A 17,604-nucleotide genomic window follows, 5' to 3' on the forward strand; every position below is an offset into this window, starting at 1 on the left:
TGATCGCGCAGCGCTGCTTCAAGCAGCGTTGACCAGCGCCATGCCCTCGAATTGGTGATAGCCGATCGCCGTTGCGAGCACGGTTTCGGGAATGCCTTCGAACGGCTTCTCGGCCGCGGCGTCGAACACGGGGTAGGCGGCCTTGCGGTCGACGGCCAGGGCGGCGAGGGCGACCGCGAATGGAAACTGCGCTTCCTTCATATGACCGGTCAGCGTGGCGAAGCCGCGCGCCGATATCGCCGGATTGGCATCCAGCGCTGACTTTTCGGCTGACGTTGCGGTATGCGCCCCGGAGGCGCCCGACAGGGCCAGCAACTTGCCGTTCGGGAGAGCCGCCTGTTTGAGCAATGCCGCGATCTCGGCGTCAAGCTCGCCGCGCGAGCGCCGGGCGCGGCCTGAGACGACCGGTCCGAGCTCGGCATAGATCTTGCGGCCACGGCTTTGCGCGTGTTCGCGCTGCTCCAGCACCAGGAAAGCGCCGCCGGAGCCGGAGACCAGGCCGCCGCCCTCGGCGCCCTGTCTCTGCCAGACCGGCATCCATGGGCCGCGATGCAGATAGCCGGCCAATTCATAGCCGAGCAGCATGTCGGAATGTTCGGTCTGGAAGGCGCCGCCGACCAGTATGTGCGTCGACTGTCCGGAGCGGATGCGCGCGGCGGCGGTCTCGACGGCGGCGACGCCGGCACCTTCCTCGCCCATGAAGGTCCTCGACGATCCCGTCACCTTGTGGACGATGGAGATGTTGCCGGCGAGCAGATTGGAGAGCTGGGCCAGGAAAAGCGTCGGCCGCAATTCGGTGGTCAGCTTCTCGTTGAGCAGCACGTCGCGGTCGTTGCGGCTCTCGGACGCGGCGAGGATGGCGGCATCGACCGCCTCGTCTCGCTCGCCGCCGCCGGCAGCGACAACCATGTCCATGGTCGTGCAGAGCTCGTCATTGCCCTTGATGCCGGCGTCGTCCAGCGCCATGCCGGCCGCATAGGTGCCGAGCCGCTGCCATGTTTCCATCTGCCGCTGGTCGCCTCGCTTGGCGATCTGCAGGTTCCAGTCGATCTCCGGCAGTGGATGCACGGTGTAGGGCGCAAAGCGCGCGGATTCGAGCACCGGCTGCAGGCCGGGCTGCGCCAGCTTCTGCCAGTGGGTATCCGGACCCTCTCCCAGCGAGGAGACAAGGCCGATACCGGTGATGACGACGTCGCGAGGGCTGCTCATGAGCGGCTTTGTGGGTCAGGCGGCGCAGCCCGTCAAGGCCGCGCGCCAGCCGATATCAGGCGGTCTTGGCGGCGACCAGCGCGTCGATCTTGGCGCACAGGTTCTTCATGACGAAGTAATCGTCGGTCGAAGCCTTGCCGTCATTGACTTCCTGGGTCCACTTTTCCAGCGGCACCTTGATGCCGAATTCCTTGTCGATGGCAAAGACGATATCGAGGAAATCGAGACTGTCGATGCCGAGATCGTCGATCGTGTGGCTCTCGGGAGTGATGGTGTCGATATCGATCTCGCTGGTGTCGGCAATGATCTTGGCGACTTTGTCGAACGTGGTGGACAAGGGCTCTTCCTTCGGTTGCGGGCGGAATCTGTCCGCATCTGGTTTGGGCGCTGTCTAATCGGTTTTTCCCGGCAGGAAAAGGCCTGATGCGCGGGGCGCAGATGGGATGGCCCTCCCGTGAAGACAAGAAGGGCCGCCCGACAAGCCGGTGGCTCTTCCAGTTGACGTTACGTCAGCTTAGTTTTCACGGAGCTTGACCACTGGCTCTCTCAGAACGTGACGCGGCCGAGCACGCGCAAGCCATCGCCCTGCGGCTCGACCACCACCGCTTCGCCCTCGCGCGGCGAGACGCCGGTCAGCGCGACGATGTTTTCGAGATGCGTGACCATGACCAGATTGTCGGAACCGGTGTAGGCGCGGATTTCCTTCATCACCGCGTCGAGCTGCGCGGCCTTCTCGGTCGGATCGCTCCTCAGGAGGTCGAGCGGCGCAAAAAGCTCCGGCTCCGCTTCGAAGGCGATGCGGGCAGTGTCGAGGCAGCGGCAATAGCGGCTGGACAGCACCCGCTCGATGGGGGCGGCGCGGGCGCCGAACAGCGCGCCGATCTTGCTCGCCTGCTGCTTGCCGCGCGCCGATAGATTGACCTGGGTGGCACAGTTGTCGATGACGAAATTGGCGGGGTCGGTGGTGCCGGTGACCAGTGCGTGGCGAAGCAGCACGACATGGCCGCCGTCACGCAGCAGCGCCCAGCCGGCGTCGGTCGCGTGGGCGACGGCGGGAACAGCAAGCAGGAACAGCGACAGCACAAATCGAATCATCGAAACCTTTCCGGGAGCCGGATGCCGGCTCCGGTCATTCTGATATAGGGATCGGAAAGCCGGCACAAAGACAAGCGAAAGGCGAACCCTCGGTTCGCTTCACATTTTCGCCATTTGCTTCTTCGCCAGCTCGATCTTCTGATCGGTGAGCGGGATAGGGATCGTGTAGCCGGCTTCGGTGAAGCCCTGCTTGGCGTTCTCGAAGAATTCGATCGCCTTGAGATATTCCGGCTTGCCCGCGCCATAGCTGGCGCGGTTCCAGTGGACGTCGCCGATATTGTTCTGCTCGAAGGCCCACTGCAGCGGCTGACTTTCGCGCGTAAACACCTTCAGCGCCGCCGTGAACGCCGCTTCGGCGTCGTTGAGATATTTGTCGGTCCGCTGGAGATTGCCGAGATTGAGCAGGCTCATACCGATGCCATTTTGAGCGTTGGCCCAGTCGACCGGCGCGGCCTCGATGGTGAGTATTTCGAGCGCTGCCCGCCGCGCCGCAATCGAATCCTGCAGGGTCTTGGCATCGCCATTGCTCATGCTCAACCAGTGCAGCGTCGAGCCCAGGCCGGCCTGGGCCATTGCCCATTGCCGCGGGTTCGTCTCGCGCTTGTACTCGCGCAACGCATTGCCGTAGGCGTCGACCGCCTCGCTGTAATGCTCGGGTTTGTCGGTGACGCCGCCGAGAAGCTGCAGCGTGTTGCCGAGATTGTAGTAGCTCATCGCCCAGTCCTGCGGGAACTTCCGCCTGACATAGACCTGCCGTGCCGCCTGGAAGGCTGCCGCCGACTGTTCCAGCTTGGCCGCATCACGCGTGCGCTGGCCCAGCGTCTGATAGATCGAGCCGAGATTGTTCTGGGCTGACGCCCAGTCCATCGGGAAGCGCTTGCGGGTAAACACCGTCAGAGCGTCGTCATAGGCAGCAGCAGCTTCTTCGAGCGTAGCCGTGCCCATATCGAAGCGGGCGATACCGCTCAGCGCATTGCCCAGGTTGAGGCGGCTGGTCGCCCAGGACACCGGGAAAGTTTCGCGGGTTCGCACTTCCAGCGCGGCGCGAAACGCGTCGGCCGCCTCGTTGATCTTCGCCTTGTCGTTGAGCTGGATGCCAAGCGTTACAAGCGTGTTGCCGAGATTGTTCTCGACCATCGCCCATTCCACGGGTGCTTTCTCGCGTGTGTATTCCTCAAGCGCCAGCCGGTAGGCTGCTTCGGCCTGGGTGAGATGCTCGCCGGCAGGCTCACGCTCGGAGAGTGCATAGAGCGCGAGGCCTAGATTGTTCTGCGAACCGGCCCAGTCCAACGGCAGCTTGTCGCGCGGACGCTTCTCAAGGGTGGCGCGCGTCGCCGCCACCGCTTCATTGAGACGCTTCGGGTCGCTCTCGCGTTCGCCGATCTTCAGAAGCACGTTGGCCAGGTTGTTCTGCGCCGCGGCCCAGTTGCGGTCGTCCTTCTCGCGCTCGAACACCACCAGCGAATCGCGGAAAATCACCGCTGCTTCTTCGAGATGCGCAGTCTCGGTTTCGCGCTCTCCAATGGTCTGCAGCACCACCGCCATGTTGTTGCGGGTGATTGCCCAGTCGCGATTCTGTTCGCCGTTGGGGATGAAGTTCAAGATGGTGCGATAGGCCTCGATGGAGTGCTGCAGCGCATCGAGGTCGCCGGTGGCGTAGCCATGAGCGTTCAACGCCTCGGCCTCCTGGTTCTTGTAGTTCCAGCGCAGCTTTTCGTCCCACTTCTCGACCAACGAATACGCCTTGGCATAGTCGTTGGCGGCGGATTTGTAGTCGAAGACCAGCGCGGCGGCGTCGGCGCGTTTGGCATAGATGGCGGCGTCGGCGATGCGCTTTTGCCGGAGCAGGTCCTCGGCATCGTCGACCGCACCGCTGTTTTCCTCGATCCGGCCGACCGCGTCGTCGAGGAATTTGCGCGCCGTCACCATGGCGCCCTGGCCTATGGCCTTGTCGGCGGATGCGACCAGGCGACTGATCTCGGGATCGTCGGTGCGTAATGCGGCGCGCTCGGCCATCATCTTCTTCAGACGCTCGGCCTGGCTGTCCAGCACCTTCTGCAGGTCGTTGGGATCCTCAGGGATCTTTTCCGTGCCGAGCGCCTTGAGCACGCCGTAGAGCGCGTCAAGGGGCACGCCGTCCTGCAGAGAAGCCAACTCCACCTGAGCCCGTTTGGGATCGGGCAGGTCGGAAATGGTCAGCAGCAATTGCCGCCGCTCACCGGTGATCAGCCCGTCGTCGCCGGTCGGTTCCGGCGGCGCGACGCCGAAATAGAGCAGGCGACGCAGACTCTCGCTGACCCAGGGGCGCTGCTTTGCCTTGGTGTCGAGATAGACTTCCTCGGTGACCATGCGCATGACCGAGCCGAACTCGGTGCCTTTCATCGCCGTGAGGTGGCGCAGCAGGGCGGCGGCGTAGGGGCTGTTTTCGCCGGCGGCGCCATCGAGCGCCGGTCGGCCCGGCTCGGCGGCGAAGCCGACCACGGTTCCCAGGCTGGCATCATCCACTGAGGCACTGGCAAGCGCCTTGGCGCCGCGGACCGGTTCCAGCCCGCCGGCGCCGACAGGCTCGGCGGAAGCCGTCGGCCCGCGTCGCACGACCGCGTCCGGCGGAAACGGGTTGGTGCGGCAGGCGTCAAGCAGCACGATCGTCACCGGCACGGTCTTTTTCAGCTCGTCCATGACGGCTGAAATCGGCACCAGCGCCTCACCGGCATTTTTCAGCGACGAGACGTCGGCGTCGACCGGCACCAGATAGTTCTCGCCGCCCGCCTCGATGCCGTGACCGGAATAATAGATGAAGGCGACGTCGGCGCCGTCGGCATCCTCGACAAACCGATCGAGATCGCGCTTCAGCTTGGCGGCATCGCGATCGGTGACGTTGCGGGCGTCGAAGCCGAGATCGGTCAGCATCTTGGCCATGTCGCGGGCGTCGTTGGCCGGGTTGGCAAGGGCTGCGATGTGTTCGTATTTCGACTGGCCGATGATCAGCGCCACGCCCTTGAGACTTTTGGTCTCGGCGGCCTGGGCCTCAGATACGCCAAGGCAAAGCAGTATAGCGACGAAACCCGCCAGCCACCCCTGTCTGACCAGCCACACTTGTCCGACCAGCCACCCCTGTCTGAAATGACGCTGTTTCGGCGTCGCAACCATTCGCTGTGTGTCCGCCCTGATGATCCCAAGCCTGTATAGCGCTGCCACCCGACCATGATCAAATTCAGGCGCCGGGCGGATCGAGGATCAGTTTCTGAAGATCATGGCGATTGCGCTGGAATCCGGGCTCGCCTATCCCTGAAAAATGTCTCCGCTCACCGAAACCGTTCTTTTCGTCTTCAGCCTCGTCGCGCTCGGCTATGTCACCGGGCTCACCGGCTATCTGAAACCGGCCAGCGGGGACGGCATCTCCGAATTCGCCATCAACGTCGCGATGCCGCTGCTGCTGTTTCGGACGATGGTGAATTCGGATTTCCACGGCGTGGCGCCCTGGTCGCTGTGGGGTGCTTATTTCGCGGCGGTTGCAATGACATGGGCCGCCGGCCATCTGGTGACGACACGGATCTTTGGGCGGGACGCGCGCACCGGCATCGTCGGTGGAGTGTCGTCATCCTTCTCGAATGTGGTGTTGCTGGGCATTCCCTTCGTTCTCGGCGTATTCGGGTCCAGCGGATTCGAAGTGCTGTCGCTGCTCGTTTCCGTGCATCTGCCGACCATGATGATGGCTTCGATCATCATGTTCGAGATATTTGGCCGCGGCGGCAGCGAGCCCGTACACCCCCTGCGCATCATCCAGAGCTTTCTGAGAAGACTGTTCACCAATCCGTTGATCATCGGCATCCTGGCCGGGCTGGCATGGCGCCTCACCGGCGCGCCGCTGCCGAACCTTGCCATGCGACTGGCCGATGCGCTGGCTAACACCGCCGGGCCGGTGGCGCTGTTCGCCATGGGGCTCAGCCTGCGCCGTTTCGGCATTTCCGGTAACATCCGACCGGCGCTGGCGCTGTCGACGCTGAAACTGTTCCTGATGCCGGCGCTGGTGCTCGGCCTGGTCTGGCTGTTTGGCCTGCCGCCCTTGACGGCCAAAGTGGCGGTCGTGGTGGCGGCGCTGCCGTCCGGCATCAATTCCTATCTCATCGCCGTGCAGTTCAACACCGGCCAGGCGCTGGCGTCGAACCAGATGACCATCGCCACGGCAAGCGCGGTTGTTACAACCGCCTTTTGGCTGACGGTGGTGGTGCATGTCTTTGGGTAGGCTTGGTCTTCTGTAAGGCTGGTCTTTGGCAAGGCTGGTCTTTGGCAAGGCTGCGGCCCAAACTAATTTACATGTGAATTTTCTCTGGCGTTGGGCTGGCCCAAAGCCTATATGCCATCTTGCAATTGCTTGCCGGGCTTGCCCTAGGTAAAGAGCAGTGGCTTCAGCGTGTCGGCTCCGCCGCCATTGTGCACGCTCGTTCAAGAGATCCAGGAAACCGGCCCGTCAGTGCGCCGAACGGAGGCTAGACCATGCTGCAGAAAACCAGCCATTTCATGCGCCAGGCCAATCTCATCAATGGCGAATGGGTGCAGGCCGACAGCGGCCAAGCGGTCGACGTCAACAACCCGGCCACCGGTCTCAAGATCGGCACCGTGCCGAAGTCGGGCAAGGCGGAAACCCGCCGCGCCATCGAAGCCGCAAGCGAAGCCTTCAAGACCTGGCGCAAGACGACCGCGCTGGAGCGCTCGAAGCTGTTGCGCAAGCTGCATGACGCGATGATGGATAATCAGGATGTGCTGGCCGAACTGCTCACCATCGAGCAGGGCAAGTCGCTCGCCGAATCCAAGGGCGAGATCGGTTCGGCCGCCGCCTACATCATGTGGTTTGCCGAGGAAGGCCGCCGCACCTATGGCGATGTCGTGCCATCGCCGTGGGGCGATCGCCGCATCCTGGTGACCAAGGAGCCGGTCGGCGTCATTGCCGCCATCACGCCGTGGAATTTCCCCTCCTCGATGCTTGCCCGCAAGCTCGGCCCCGCGCTTGCCGCCGGCTGCACCGCCGTGGTCAAGCCCGCCTCGCAGACGCCGTATTCCGGCCTTGCATGGGGCGCGCTCGCCGAGGAAGTCGGCTTCCCAAAGGGCGTCATCAACATCCTGACGGGTGCTGCCGGCGAAATCGGCGACGAGATCTGCGCCAATCCGCTGGTGTCGAAGATCACCTTCACCGGCTCGACCGAGATCGGCAAGCTGCTGATCCAGAAGTCGTCCGTCACCGTCAAGAAGGTCTCGATGGAACTCGGCGGCAATGCGCCGTTCGTGGTCTTCGACGATGCCGACCTCGATCGCGCCGTCGCCGGCGCCATCACCGCCAAATACCGCAATTCAGGCCAGACCTGCGTGTGCACCAACCGCTTCCTGGTGCAGGCCGGCATCTACGACAAGTTTGTCGAGAAGCTGGCCGCTGCCAGCAATGCGCTGAAGGTTGGCTCGGGCCTGGAAGAGGGCGTGCAGCAGGGACCGCTGATCGACGTGAAGGCGGTCGAGAAGGTCGAGGAATTCATCGCCGACGCCACGTCGAAGGGCGGCAAGGTCGTTGCCGGCGGCAAGCGCCACGCGCTTGGCGGCTCATTCTTCCAGCCGACCGTCATCGCCGATGCGAAGCCTGACATGCGCTTCATGAAGGAAGAGATTTTTGGCCCGATCGCCCCGGTGTTCAAGTTCGAGACCGAGGAGGAAGCCATTGCGCTTGCCAACGACACCGAGTTCGGCCTTGCCGCCTATTTCTACACCGGCGACCTCGGCCGCGCCTTCCGGGTCATGGAAGGCCTGAAATACGGCATGGTCGGCGTCAATGAAGGCCTGATCACCACGCCGGAAGCGCCGTTCGGCGGCGTCAAGGAATCGGGCCTCGGCAAGGAAGGCGGACATCAGGGCATCGAGGACTATCTCGACACCAAATATGTCTGCATCGGGGGTCTCGGCCTCTAAATCATTGACGGGCAGGGCAGGCCGCGGGCCGGCCCTTGCCAGACGACATTCAGCCGGCCTGGAGCGGTTCAGCGTTTCACGGAAACGCCGAACCGCTCCAGTTCTTTGTTTTTTGCAATTCCGGACGGAAAACCGTTTCACACTTTTCCTGGAATTGCTCTAAGTCGATAGATCGACGAATTAGCATTTGGACATAGCGATGAAGGACGGCGAAGTCTTCGGCACGACGCAGGCGGGCGAACCCGTTCGCCGTTTCACCATCCGGGGCGGCGGGGTCAGCGCCAACATCATCGGGCTCGGCGCAATCATCCAGGATCTGCGGCTCGCCGGTCACGACGCGCCGCTGGTGCTGGGCTACGACCGCTTCGAACCTTACGAGACCGACCGGGCCTTCTTCGGCGCGGTCGTCGGCCGCTATGCCAACCGCATCCGCGACGGCCGCTTCACCATTGCCGGCCAGCGCTACCAGACCGAGCGCAATTTCCTCGGCAAGCACACGCTGCATGGCGGCTCGGAGGGCTTCTTCCACCGGCCGTGGACGGTTTCGCTGCACGGCCGGGATTTTGTCACGCTGACCCTGCACGATCCCGAGGGCACGATGGGCTTTCCCGGCGCGCTCGACGTCACCTGCACCTACCGGCTGAAGATCCCCGGCACGCTCTCGATGGAACTGACCGCCACTTGCGAGGAGCCGACGCTGTGCAATCTGGCGCAGCATTCCTATTTCAATCTCGACGATGGCGGCGCTGGCGACATTCTCGACCACCGGCTGATGCTGAACGCCGGCGCCTATACGCCTGTCGATGGCGAGATGATCCCGACCGGCGTCGTCAAACCTGTCGACGGCACGCCCTTCGACTTCCGCCAGGCGCGGCCGCTGCGCATGGAAACGGAAGGCGAGCAGCTTCCCTACGACGTCAATTTCTGCCTGGCGTCAGCCCGGGGCCCGCTTCACCAGGTGGCGTGGGCGCAAGGCGCCAATTCCGGCGTCGAGATGGAAGTCTGGACCACCGAGCCGGGCCTGCAGCTTTACACCGGCCAGTATGTCGCGCCGACCTCGGGCGGCCTGGACGGACGGCGCTACAAGGCGTTTTCCGGCTTTTGCCTGGAAGCGCAGACGTGGCCCGACGCGCCGAACCGGCCCTATTTCCCACAGGCCACGCTGTGGCCGGGCCAGATCTATCATCAGGTGACGGAATATCGTTTCAGGCTTCCCTAAGGTCTTAGCCCTCGAAAGCGGTTCTTAGAACCTCGAACGGCGCCAGCGCGCCGCGCACCTGCACGACAGCGGCGGCGACGCGATGCGCGCGCTGCACGGCATCCGCCGGGGCATGGCCGGCCAGCCGGGCGGCGAGATAGCCGCCATTGAAGGAATCGCCGGCGCCGGTGGTGTCGACCGGGGTGGCGACATGCTGGGCCGGAACCGGCTGCAGGGCTCCGCCAGTGGCGATCAGCGCGGGTTCCTCGCCATTCTTGACGACGACTTCGCCGACCAGTTTTCCGAACCGCTCGGCGGTCGCTTGCGGTGCCGAGTCGCCAAACAGCATCTGCTCGTCGGGAAAGGTCGGCAGCGCGATGTCGGCGACGGCAAGCGCGTCGAGGATCGCGGCTTGCGCCTCCTCGCGGCTCTGCCACAGGCGCGGCCGGTAGTTGGGGTCGAAAGCGACGAGCGAACCGGCAGCCCGCGCCTTGGCCACTTCTGCCAGCAACGTCTTGCGCGCGGCGGCATCCAGAATTGCCAAGGTGATTCCGGAAAAATACACAAGCGCCTGGTTTTCAAGGCTTTTTGCCAAGGCGGCTGGATCCGAGGCAAGCCGCCTGGCCGCCGCGTCGCTGCGCCAATAGATGAAGGCGCGTTCGGCGCCGGTCAAGGTGATGGCGTAGAGGCCGGGCCGCGCGCCTGGGATGACCGGGCTGGCGCCGATGCCGATGCCGTTTTCGGCGAAGAACGAAATCTGGCCCTGCGAGAAGGGATCGTCGCCGAAGGCGGAGACATAGGTCGCCGGCCGCTCGCCGCTCAGCGCATGCAGCGCCCACAACGTGTTGAACGTGTCGCCGGCAAAGCCCATGCGCCAGTTCGGCCCGGCCTGGCCGGACAGCTCGAGCATGCATTCACCGATCGAAGCGACGCCGTCTGCTGCCATGGATCTGTCTCCGGACCAGTTCGCTAATGTAGCTTTTTGCGGCCGGCAGCGCCATGCTTGGCGGCGGCGGTTTTTTGCGCCAGAAGCGTTTTCCCACAGAAGCGGCGGGACGCGAATTGCTTCGCGAGACGTTATGCCCAGAAGAGGAACCGGTTTGGCATCGATATGGCGTTATCTTCTTGCGGGCGTTGGTCTGGCCGCCTTGCTGACTGGCATATTGGCGATCGTCTATCTGACCGCGCCGCAGTCGGCGCCGGGCCCGGATATTTCGCGCTCGAAGAAGACGGCGAACGGCTTGTTTGTCGCCAGCATTCAGCCGGAACGCGGCGTTATCCGGCAAGGCGAACTGCAATCCTGGTTGCTGACCCTGAAGACGGTCAACGGCGATTCCGTGGAAGGTGCGGCGATCTCGGTGTCCGGCGGCATGCCGCAGCACAATCACGGCTTGCCGACCAGTCCGCAGGCGACCGATTATCTTGGCGAGGGGCGCTACAGGATCGAGGGGCTGAAATTCACCATGAGCGGCGTGTGGCAGTTGCGCTTCGCCATTTCGGCGGCGGCCGGTTCCGACACGGTCGTCTTCAACGTGGTGCTGTGAGCGGATGAACGGCCTGTTGCGCCTTCTGGCATTGGCGGCGGTCGTGCTCGTTGCCGGCTGCGGCAAACCGGATTTTTCCGATGCCGAGAAGAAGACCATCGCTTCGCTGGCGCTGAACACCTTGCCGGCGCTCAAACCCGACACCACCAACCGCTTCGCCGACGTGCCGGCCGCCGCCGCCCTGGGCTCCACTCTGTTCTTCGATCAGGGGATGAGCCGTGACGGGAACGTATCCTGCTCGACCTGCCACAAGATCGACCGGCAATTCCAGGATGACCTGCCGCAATCCGTCGGCGTTGGCCGAACCAACAGGCGCTCGATGCCGCTGGCCGGCATTGCCCGCAATCCGTGGTTCTTCTGGGATGGACGGCGCGACAGCCTGTGGGCGCAGGCGCTGACGCCGCTGGAAAACCCGCTTGAGCAGGCGGGAAACCGCGCGGCCTTCGCGCATTACATCCAGAAGCGGTTCGGCGAGCGCTATGAGCGCATCTTCGGGCCACTGCCGGATCTTTCCGCCGTGCCGGCCAACGCCAGCCCGCTCGGCAATGAGGCCGAGCAGGCGGCCTGGAAGGCAATGACCGCGGCCCAAATGGACGACGTCAACCGCGTCTTTTCCAACATCGGCAAGGCGATCGCCGCCTTCGAACGGTCGATCGAACCGGCACAGACGCGCTTTGACCGCTTTGCCATCGATCTTGCGTCAGGCGCCAAGCCGAAAGCCGACGATGCCTTTTCGCAGGAGGAGATGCTCGGGCTGAAACTGTTCATCGGCAAGGCCAATTGCGTCACCTGCCATAACGGCCCGCGCTTCACCGACAACGCTTTCCACAACACCGGCGTGCGGCCGGTCAGGGATTTGCCATTGGATCGCGGCCGTTTCGATGCGGTGGCCCAGGTTCAGGCCGACCCATTCAACTGCTTCGGCGCCTTCCGCGATGGCGACGCCGGCGCCTGCGGAGAACTGCGCTTCATCGTCAAGGCAGCACCCGAACTGATGCGTGCCTACAAGACGCCGTCGCTGCGGGGCGCGGCGACACGGCCGCCCTATATGCATGCCGGACAGTTCTCCACGCTGGAGGAGGTGGTGGCGCACTACGCGAAGGCGGAGGCGGCCGTTGAAGGCACCTCCGAAGTGCACCCGTTGCAACTGTCGGACCGCGAACGCGCGGCGCTGGTGGCGTTTTTGAAGACGCTGTCGGAGTGAGCTAGCGATCCTTCACCGTCTCCATGGCCACGAAGGTCGAGGTCTGCGCAACATGCGGCAGTGCCGAGATGCGCTCGCCGAGCACGCGGCGATAGGCGGCGATGTCGGTGGTACGGACTTTCAGGAGATAATCGAAGCTCGACGCCATCATGTGGCACTGCTCGATCTCCGGCACGGCCTGCACCGCGCGATTGAAAGCATCGAGCGCGGCCGAGCGTGTGTCCGACAGTTTGACCTGGACGAAGGCGACATGACCTTCGCCCATGCGCTCGCGATCGATGATCGCCTGATAGCCCCTGATATAACCGTCCTTCTCCAGGCGCTTCACCCGCGCCTGCACCGGCGTCTTCGACAGGCCGACCTTGCCGGCCAGTCCAGACATGGATAGCCGCCCGTCGCGCGCCAGCGCCGACAGGATGTTTTTGTCGATGCGGTCCAATTGGTCTTCTGTCACGGATGTCACAGTCCATCTGATAACAATTTGGCCGCAATGATAGACCGCTCGGCCTGCCATGTCGATTTCTTTGGACCGGCCGAAAATACGGCTTTGTGCTAGCTTGCGCCATTCGGTCCGGCGACCGCCGGCCCGCTCCCATACGTTTGCTCCGCAGGGACCGCCATGCCGCTCGACACCATCCGCCAGCAGATCCGCGCCAACTACCTGCCCGACGAAGACGCGGCTGTGAAGCGGCTGGCTGCGGCGACAGAACTTTCGGCCGATGACCGCAAAGCCGTCTCGGCCCGTGCCGCGGATCTGGTGCGCGCGGTGCGCGGCTCGTCCGACCCGCGGCTGATGGAGGTTTTTCTCTCGGCCTACGGCCTCTCCACCAAGGAAGGCGTGGCGCTGATGTGCCTGGCCGAGGCACTGCTGCGCGTGCCCGACACCGAGACCATGGACGACCTGATCGCCGACAAGATCGCACCGCATGACTGGTCGGCGCATTCGGGCGGTTCGAGCTCGATCTTCGTCAACGCCTCGACCTGGGCGCTGATGCTGACCGGGCGCGTGCTCGACGAGGGCGAGGGCGGCATTGAAGGCACGCTGCGCTCGATGGTTCGCCGGCTGGGCGAGCCGGTGATCCGCAAGGCGGTCGCCGCCGCCATGCGCGAAATGGGCGAGCAGTTCGTGCTCGGCCGCACCATTGCGGAAGCCGTCAAGCGCGGCAAGTCGATGATCCAGAAAGGTTATCTCTATTCCTTCGACATGCTGGGCGAGGCCGCCCGCACCGAGGCCGATGCGCTGCGCTACCTCAAGGCCTATGCCGCCGCGATCTCCTCGCTGGATTCGGGCTCCAACGGTCCCGATATCCGCCAGAACCACGGCATCTCGGTCAAACTGTCGGCGCTGCATCCGCGCTATGAAGAGGCACAGAAGGAAAAGATGCTGCCGGTGATGGCCGAGCGGCTGCTGTCGCTGGCGCTGGCCGCACGCCATTCGCGCATGGGCCTCAATATCGACGCCGAGGAGGCCGACCGGCTCGACCTGTCGCTCGACGTCATCGAGCGTGTGTTGTCCGAGCCGGAGCTTGCCGGCTGGAATGGCTTTGGCGTCGTCGTCCAGGCCTACGGCCCGCGCGCGGCCTTCACAATCGACTGGCTCTATGCGCTGGCGAAAAAGTACGACCGCAACATCATGGTGCGGCTGGTCAAGGGCGCCTATTGGGACACCGAGATCAAGCGGGCGCAGACGCTGGGGCTTTCCGGCTACCCCGTCTTCACCCGCAAGGCCAACACCGATGTTTCCTATATGGCCTGCGCTAGGAAGCTGCTTGGCATGACCGACCGTATCTATCCGCAATTCGCCACGCACAATGCCCATACCGTCGCCGCCATCCTGTCGATGGCTGACAACCGTGACGCTTTCGAATTCCAGCGCCTGCACGGCATGGGCGAAGCGCTGCATGAGACGGTGCGCCGGGCCGAAGGCACGCGCTGCCGCATCTATGCGCCGGTCGGCGCGCACTCCGACCTCTTGGCCTATCTGGTTCGCCGCCTGCTGGAGAATGGCGCCAACTCCTCCTTCGTCCATCAGCTCACCGACGAGGACGTCGAGCCGGAGGATATTGCGCGCGATCCGCTCGAGACGGTCGAGAGCCAGGGCCCCGACGCCAATCCGGCAATCGCTCGTCCTGCGACGATCTTCGGCGCTGGTCGGCGCAACTCGAAGGGGTTCGACATCACCGATCCGGTGACGCTGGCGGCGATCGACAAGGCCAAGGCGGCCTTTGCCGGGCCCGAGCGCTGGCATGCCAAGCCGATCACGCGCGCCGCCGGCTACGGCAAGCAGCGCCCGGTGGTCAATCCGGCAAAGCCTGCCGAGATCGTCGGCACGGTCGCCGAAGCCGCTGCCAAGCAGGTCGCGACCGCGGTGCGCTTTGCTGTGGAAGCGCAGCCGGCCTGGGCAAAGCGTCCCGTTGCCGAGCGCGCCGCCATCCTCAACCGCGCCGCCGACCTCTATGAGGCCAATGCGGTCGAGTTTTTCGCGCTGGCTACAAGGGAAGCCGGCAAGTCGCTGGCCGACGGCGTGGCTGAACTGCGCGAAGCCGTCGACTTCCTGCGCTACTACGCTGCCGAAGCGGCCAACAACGAAGCGGGCAGCGAGGCGCGCGGCGCGATCGTGTGCATTTCGCCGTGGAATTTCCCGCTCGCCATCTTCACCGGCCAGATCGCGGCAGCGCTCGTCACCGGCAATTCGGTCATCGCCAAGCCAGCCGAACAGACGCCGCTGATCGCCTTCCGCGCCGTCGAGCTGCTGCGCGAGGCCGGCGTTCCGGAAGATGTCATCCAGCTTCTGCCGGGCGACGGTCCGGCGGTCGGCGGACCGCTAACTGCGGATCCGCGCATTGCCGGCGTCTGCTTCACCGGCTCGACCGAGGTTGCAAAGCTGATCGAGAAGCAACTGGCCGAGACGGCCGCGCCGGACGCCATGCTGATCGCCGAGACCGGCGGTCTCAATGCCATGATCGTCGATTCCACAGCACTGCCCGAACAGGCGGTGCGCGACATACTGGCATCGGCTTTCCAGAGTGCAGGCCAGCGCTGTTCGGCGCTTCGCGTGCTCTACGTGCAAAAGGATGTCGAGAAGAAGATGCTGGAGATGCTGAAGGGCGCCATGGAAGCGCTCACCATCGGCGATCCCTGGCAGATTTCGACCGATGTCGGGCCGGTCATCGATGACGAGGCGCAGGAATCGATCCGCGAGTATTGCACCAAGATGGGGCTGCAGGGCCGGTTGATTGCCAAGCTCGAAGCACCGAAGGACGGCCGCTTCGTTGCGCCGCATGTGTTCCGGGTCAAGGGCATCGAGGAGATGGAGCGCGAAGTGTTCGGTCCGGTGCTGCATGTCGCCAGCTTCGACGCCGACGGGATCGACGCCGTCATCGCCGCCATCAACCGCAAGGGCTATGGCCTGACCTTCGGCCTGCACACCCGCATCGAAGGCCGCGTCCAGCATTTCGTCGACGGCATCCATGCCGGCAACATCTATGTCAACCGCAACCAGATCGGCGCCGTCGTCGGCTCGCAGCCCTTTGGCGGCGAGGGGCTTTCGGGCACCGGGCCGAAGGCCGGCGGGCCGCATTATCTCCGGCGGTTCCGCAAAGGGCCGGAGGCGGGCACGGAGATTGCCGAGGGCCACAAGGTGACGGCGACCGAACTGGCCGACAATCTGCCCGATCCGACGCTTGGCGGCTGGTCGACGCGGCCGGACCGCATCGCCATTTTGAGAAAACATCTGCGCGGCAAGGGCGCTGCAGCCATCGGCGCTGCAGCCGCCATCGATTTCGGCCAGGTCGACCTGCCCGGACCGACCGGCGAGGCCAACACGCTGTCGCTGTCGCCGCGCGGCCGGGTGCTGTGCCTCGGTCCGGACGCCGACACGCTGCTTGCCCAGACGATCCAGGCGCTGGCCGCCGGCAATGCGGTGCTGGCCGTGGCGCCGGGCGCGCCGGCGGCACTGTCGGCGCTGACCGGCAAGGGGTTGCCGCTGGCGGCCATAGACGGTCGGCCAGACCCAGTCGAAGCGCGTTCGCTGCGCGTCCATGTCGTCGCCTTCTCGGGCAGGCCCGAGGCGGCGCGGATCGTGCGCAAGGTCATTGCCGACCGCAGCGGGCCGATCGTGCCACTGGTCAGCGAGGTGCTCAACCCGGCGGCCTATGCGCATGAACGCGCTGTCTGCGTCGACACCACGGCTGCCGGCGGCAATGCCAGCCTGCTCGCGGCGGCCTAGGGGGCTTTTCGCGGCTCGCTTGCCTGCGTCGGGTTGCAAGGGTATGCGCAAGGGATAGAGAGCAACTCGAGCGGGGCAGCCGAACAGATGGAAGACACGTCCCGACCGTTTGAGCTGCCGCGCGTGGCGGTGGTCATCACTTGCTTCAACTATCGGCCGTACGTCGAACAGGCGATCCGCTCGGTGCTTGCGCAGACCTACCGGAATTGGGAATGCGTCATCGTCGACGATGCCTCGACGGACGGCTCGGCCGACCATGTCCGACAGCTTCTAAGGGATATAGAAGACCCGCGCCTGCGCCTGTTGGCGCGCAAGGAGAATGGCGGCCAGACCGCGGGATTCCGCGACGGCTTTGCCGCAACCGACGCGCCCTTCGTCGCGTTTCTCGACGCCGATGACGTGTGGCTGCCGGATTTTCTCCTCGCGCATCTGTCCGCCCACCTCAACACGACGCATTCGGCCGCACTGTCGAGTTCCGATGTGTTCCTTGTCGATGGCGACGGCACCTTGCTGGGCGGCACCTTCCTTGCCTTGCGCAAACCGCGGTCCGGAGCGGATCGCAGTGGCGTCGCCATCGCGCCCGGTGGCCGGCTTGCCGGCATGGCGCCCGGGATCGCCTACGCATCGGAGCATCCGGTAACCTATTTCGCACCTGCGGTGACGGGCTGGCTGTGGTCGCAATGCTCGGCGATCATGTACCGGCGTGGCGCGCTGGAACCGGTATTGTCCTTCCCGTTCAAGGCCAAGGTCGGGACGGATTATCTGACGGCGACACTCGCGCACCAGGCCGGCGGCAGCCTCATCCTGTCAGAAGGTCTCGGCCTCTATCGCCTGCATGGCTCCAACCTGTCCACCGGAACTGCCTTTGCCGGCGGCAATGTGCGGCAAACGCCTGCATACAGGAGCTACAGGAGCGTGTTGGCGGCGGATGCCGCAGACTATTTGCTGGCGAATTCTGCCTGGCTCAGCGATCTCAACGGGCGCAATTTCATACCTGCATTCCTGACGCAGCATGTGAGCCAGTTCCCGGAGTTGGCCGGTGATCCGCGGTTGGCGCGCTACCTGACACGCGGACAGCCCTGGCGGCGGCTGCGCCTGCACATTGCCCAGTGGCTTCGGCGACTGGGCGGCCGGAATTCAACCGGAACCTGACGGCATCTGCCCGTCGTCA

Annotated in this window: 13 protein-coding genes; 7 read left to right on the forward strand and 6 right to left on the reverse strand. The window is 64.5% G+C overall.

Annotated features, from left to right (window positions below; all coding sequences use genetic code 11):
- Positions 1–18: 18 nt before the first annotated feature.
- From NKI31_RS15585 to NKI31_RS15600, 4 genes are all read right to left on the reverse strand, one after another.
- Positions 19–1,209, reverse strand: coding sequence for a beta-ketoacyl-ACP synthase (locus NKI31_RS15585; RefSeq protein WP_352652016.1), 1,191 nt, complete (start codon positions 1,207–1,209; stop codon positions 19–21).
- A 55-nt stretch (positions 1,210–1,264) separates the two neighbouring features.
- Complete coding sequence (locus tag NKI31_RS15590) at positions 1,265–1,546, reverse strand: acyl carrier protein (RefSeq protein ID WP_010909964.1); 282 nt, start codon at positions 1,544–1,546, stop codon at positions 1,265–1,267.
- A 209-nt stretch (positions 1,547–1,755) separates the two neighbouring features.
- Positions 1,756–2,304: a histidine phosphatase family protein gene (locus NKI31_RS15595; protein WP_023670442.1), complete on the reverse strand. Its 549-nt coding sequence runs from the start codon at positions 2,302–2,304 to the stop codon at positions 1,756–1,758.
- Between the two features lie 99 nt (positions 2,305–2,403).
- Complete coding sequence (locus NKI31_RS15600) at positions 2,404–5,454, reverse strand: caspase family protein (protein WP_352652017.1); 3,051 nt, start codon at positions 5,452–5,454, stop codon at positions 2,404–2,406.
- Positions 5,455–5,599: 145 nt separating this feature from the next.
- On the opposite strand from NKI31_RS15600, the gene NKI31_RS15605 reads away from it, so the two are divergent.
- From NKI31_RS15605 to NKI31_RS15615, 3 genes are all read left to right on the forward strand, one after another.
- Positions 5,600–6,550 (forward strand): AEC family transporter, encoded by a 951-nt coding sequence (locus NKI31_RS15605; RefSeq protein ID WP_023681741.1) that lies wholly within the window; start codon positions 5,600–5,602, stop codon positions 6,548–6,550.
- A gap of 251 nt (positions 6,551–6,801) precedes the next feature.
- Positions 6,802–8,259 (forward strand): NAD-dependent succinate-semialdehyde dehydrogenase, encoded by a 1,458-nt coding sequence (locus NKI31_RS15610; RefSeq protein ID WP_023714372.1) that lies wholly within the window; start codon positions 6,802–6,804, stop codon positions 8,257–8,259.
- A gap of 193 nt (positions 8,260–8,452) precedes the next feature.
- Positions 8,453–9,478, forward strand: coding sequence for an aldose epimerase family protein (locus NKI31_RS15615; protein WP_023681740.1), 1,026 nt, complete (start codon positions 8,453–8,455; stop codon positions 9,476–9,478).
- 4 nt (positions 9,479–9,482) lie between these two features.
- Here the strand turns inward: NKI31_RS15615 and NKI31_RS15620 are convergent, their stop codons facing one another.
- A complete protein-coding gene (locus NKI31_RS15620) occupies positions 9,483–10,403 on the reverse strand; it encodes a sugar kinase (protein ID WP_352652018.1) in 921 nt (306 codons plus the stop codon).
- 154 nt (positions 10,404–10,557) lie between these two features.
- On the opposite strand from NKI31_RS15620, the gene NKI31_RS15625 reads away from it, so the two are divergent.
- Positions 10,558–11,001 carry a FixH family protein gene (locus NKI31_RS15625; RefSeq protein ID WP_023818074.1) on the forward strand — a complete coding sequence of 148 codons (444 nt, stop codon included), beginning with the start codon at positions 10,558–10,560 and terminating at the stop codon, positions 10,999–11,001.
- Between the two features lie 4 nt (positions 11,002–11,005).
- On the forward strand, positions 11,006–12,205 hold the full coding sequence (locus tag NKI31_RS15630; protein ID WP_023696486.1) for a cytochrome-c peroxidase: 1,200 nt from the start codon (positions 11,006–11,008) through the stop codon (positions 12,203–12,205).
- 1 nt (position 12,206) lies between these two features.
- Here the strand turns inward: NKI31_RS15630 and NKI31_RS15635 are convergent, their stop codons facing one another.
- Entirely contained in the window at positions 12,207–12,659 is a 453-nt protein-coding gene (locus NKI31_RS15635) for an Lrp/AsnC family transcriptional regulator (RefSeq protein WP_023818076.1), read from the reverse strand.
- A 165-nt stretch (positions 12,660–12,824) separates the two neighbouring features.
- Here NKI31_RS15635 and putA point away from each other — a divergent pair, with 165 nt between their 5' ends.
- Both putA and NKI31_RS15645 read left to right on the forward strand, forming a co-directional pair.
- A complete protein-coding gene (putA, locus tag NKI31_RS15640) occupies positions 12,825–16,433 on the forward strand; it encodes a bifunctional proline dehydrogenase/L-glutamate gamma-semialdehyde dehydrogenase PutA (protein WP_352652019.1) in 3,609 nt (1,202 codons plus the stop codon).
- 87 nt (positions 16,434–16,520) lie between these two features.
- The gene (locus NKI31_RS15645) at positions 16,521–17,585 is read left to right on the forward strand and encodes a glycosyltransferase (protein WP_352652020.1); all 1,065 of its coding nucleotides are present in this window, start codon (positions 16,521–16,523) and stop codon (positions 17,583–17,585) included.
- Positions 17,586–17,604 lie beyond the last annotated feature (19 nt).

This window comes from Mesorhizobium sp. M0659 (assembly GCF_040320605.1).
In the GTDB taxonomy this organism is placed as follows: Bacteria; Pseudomonadota; Alphaproteobacteria; order Rhizobiales; family Rhizobiaceae; genus Mesorhizobium.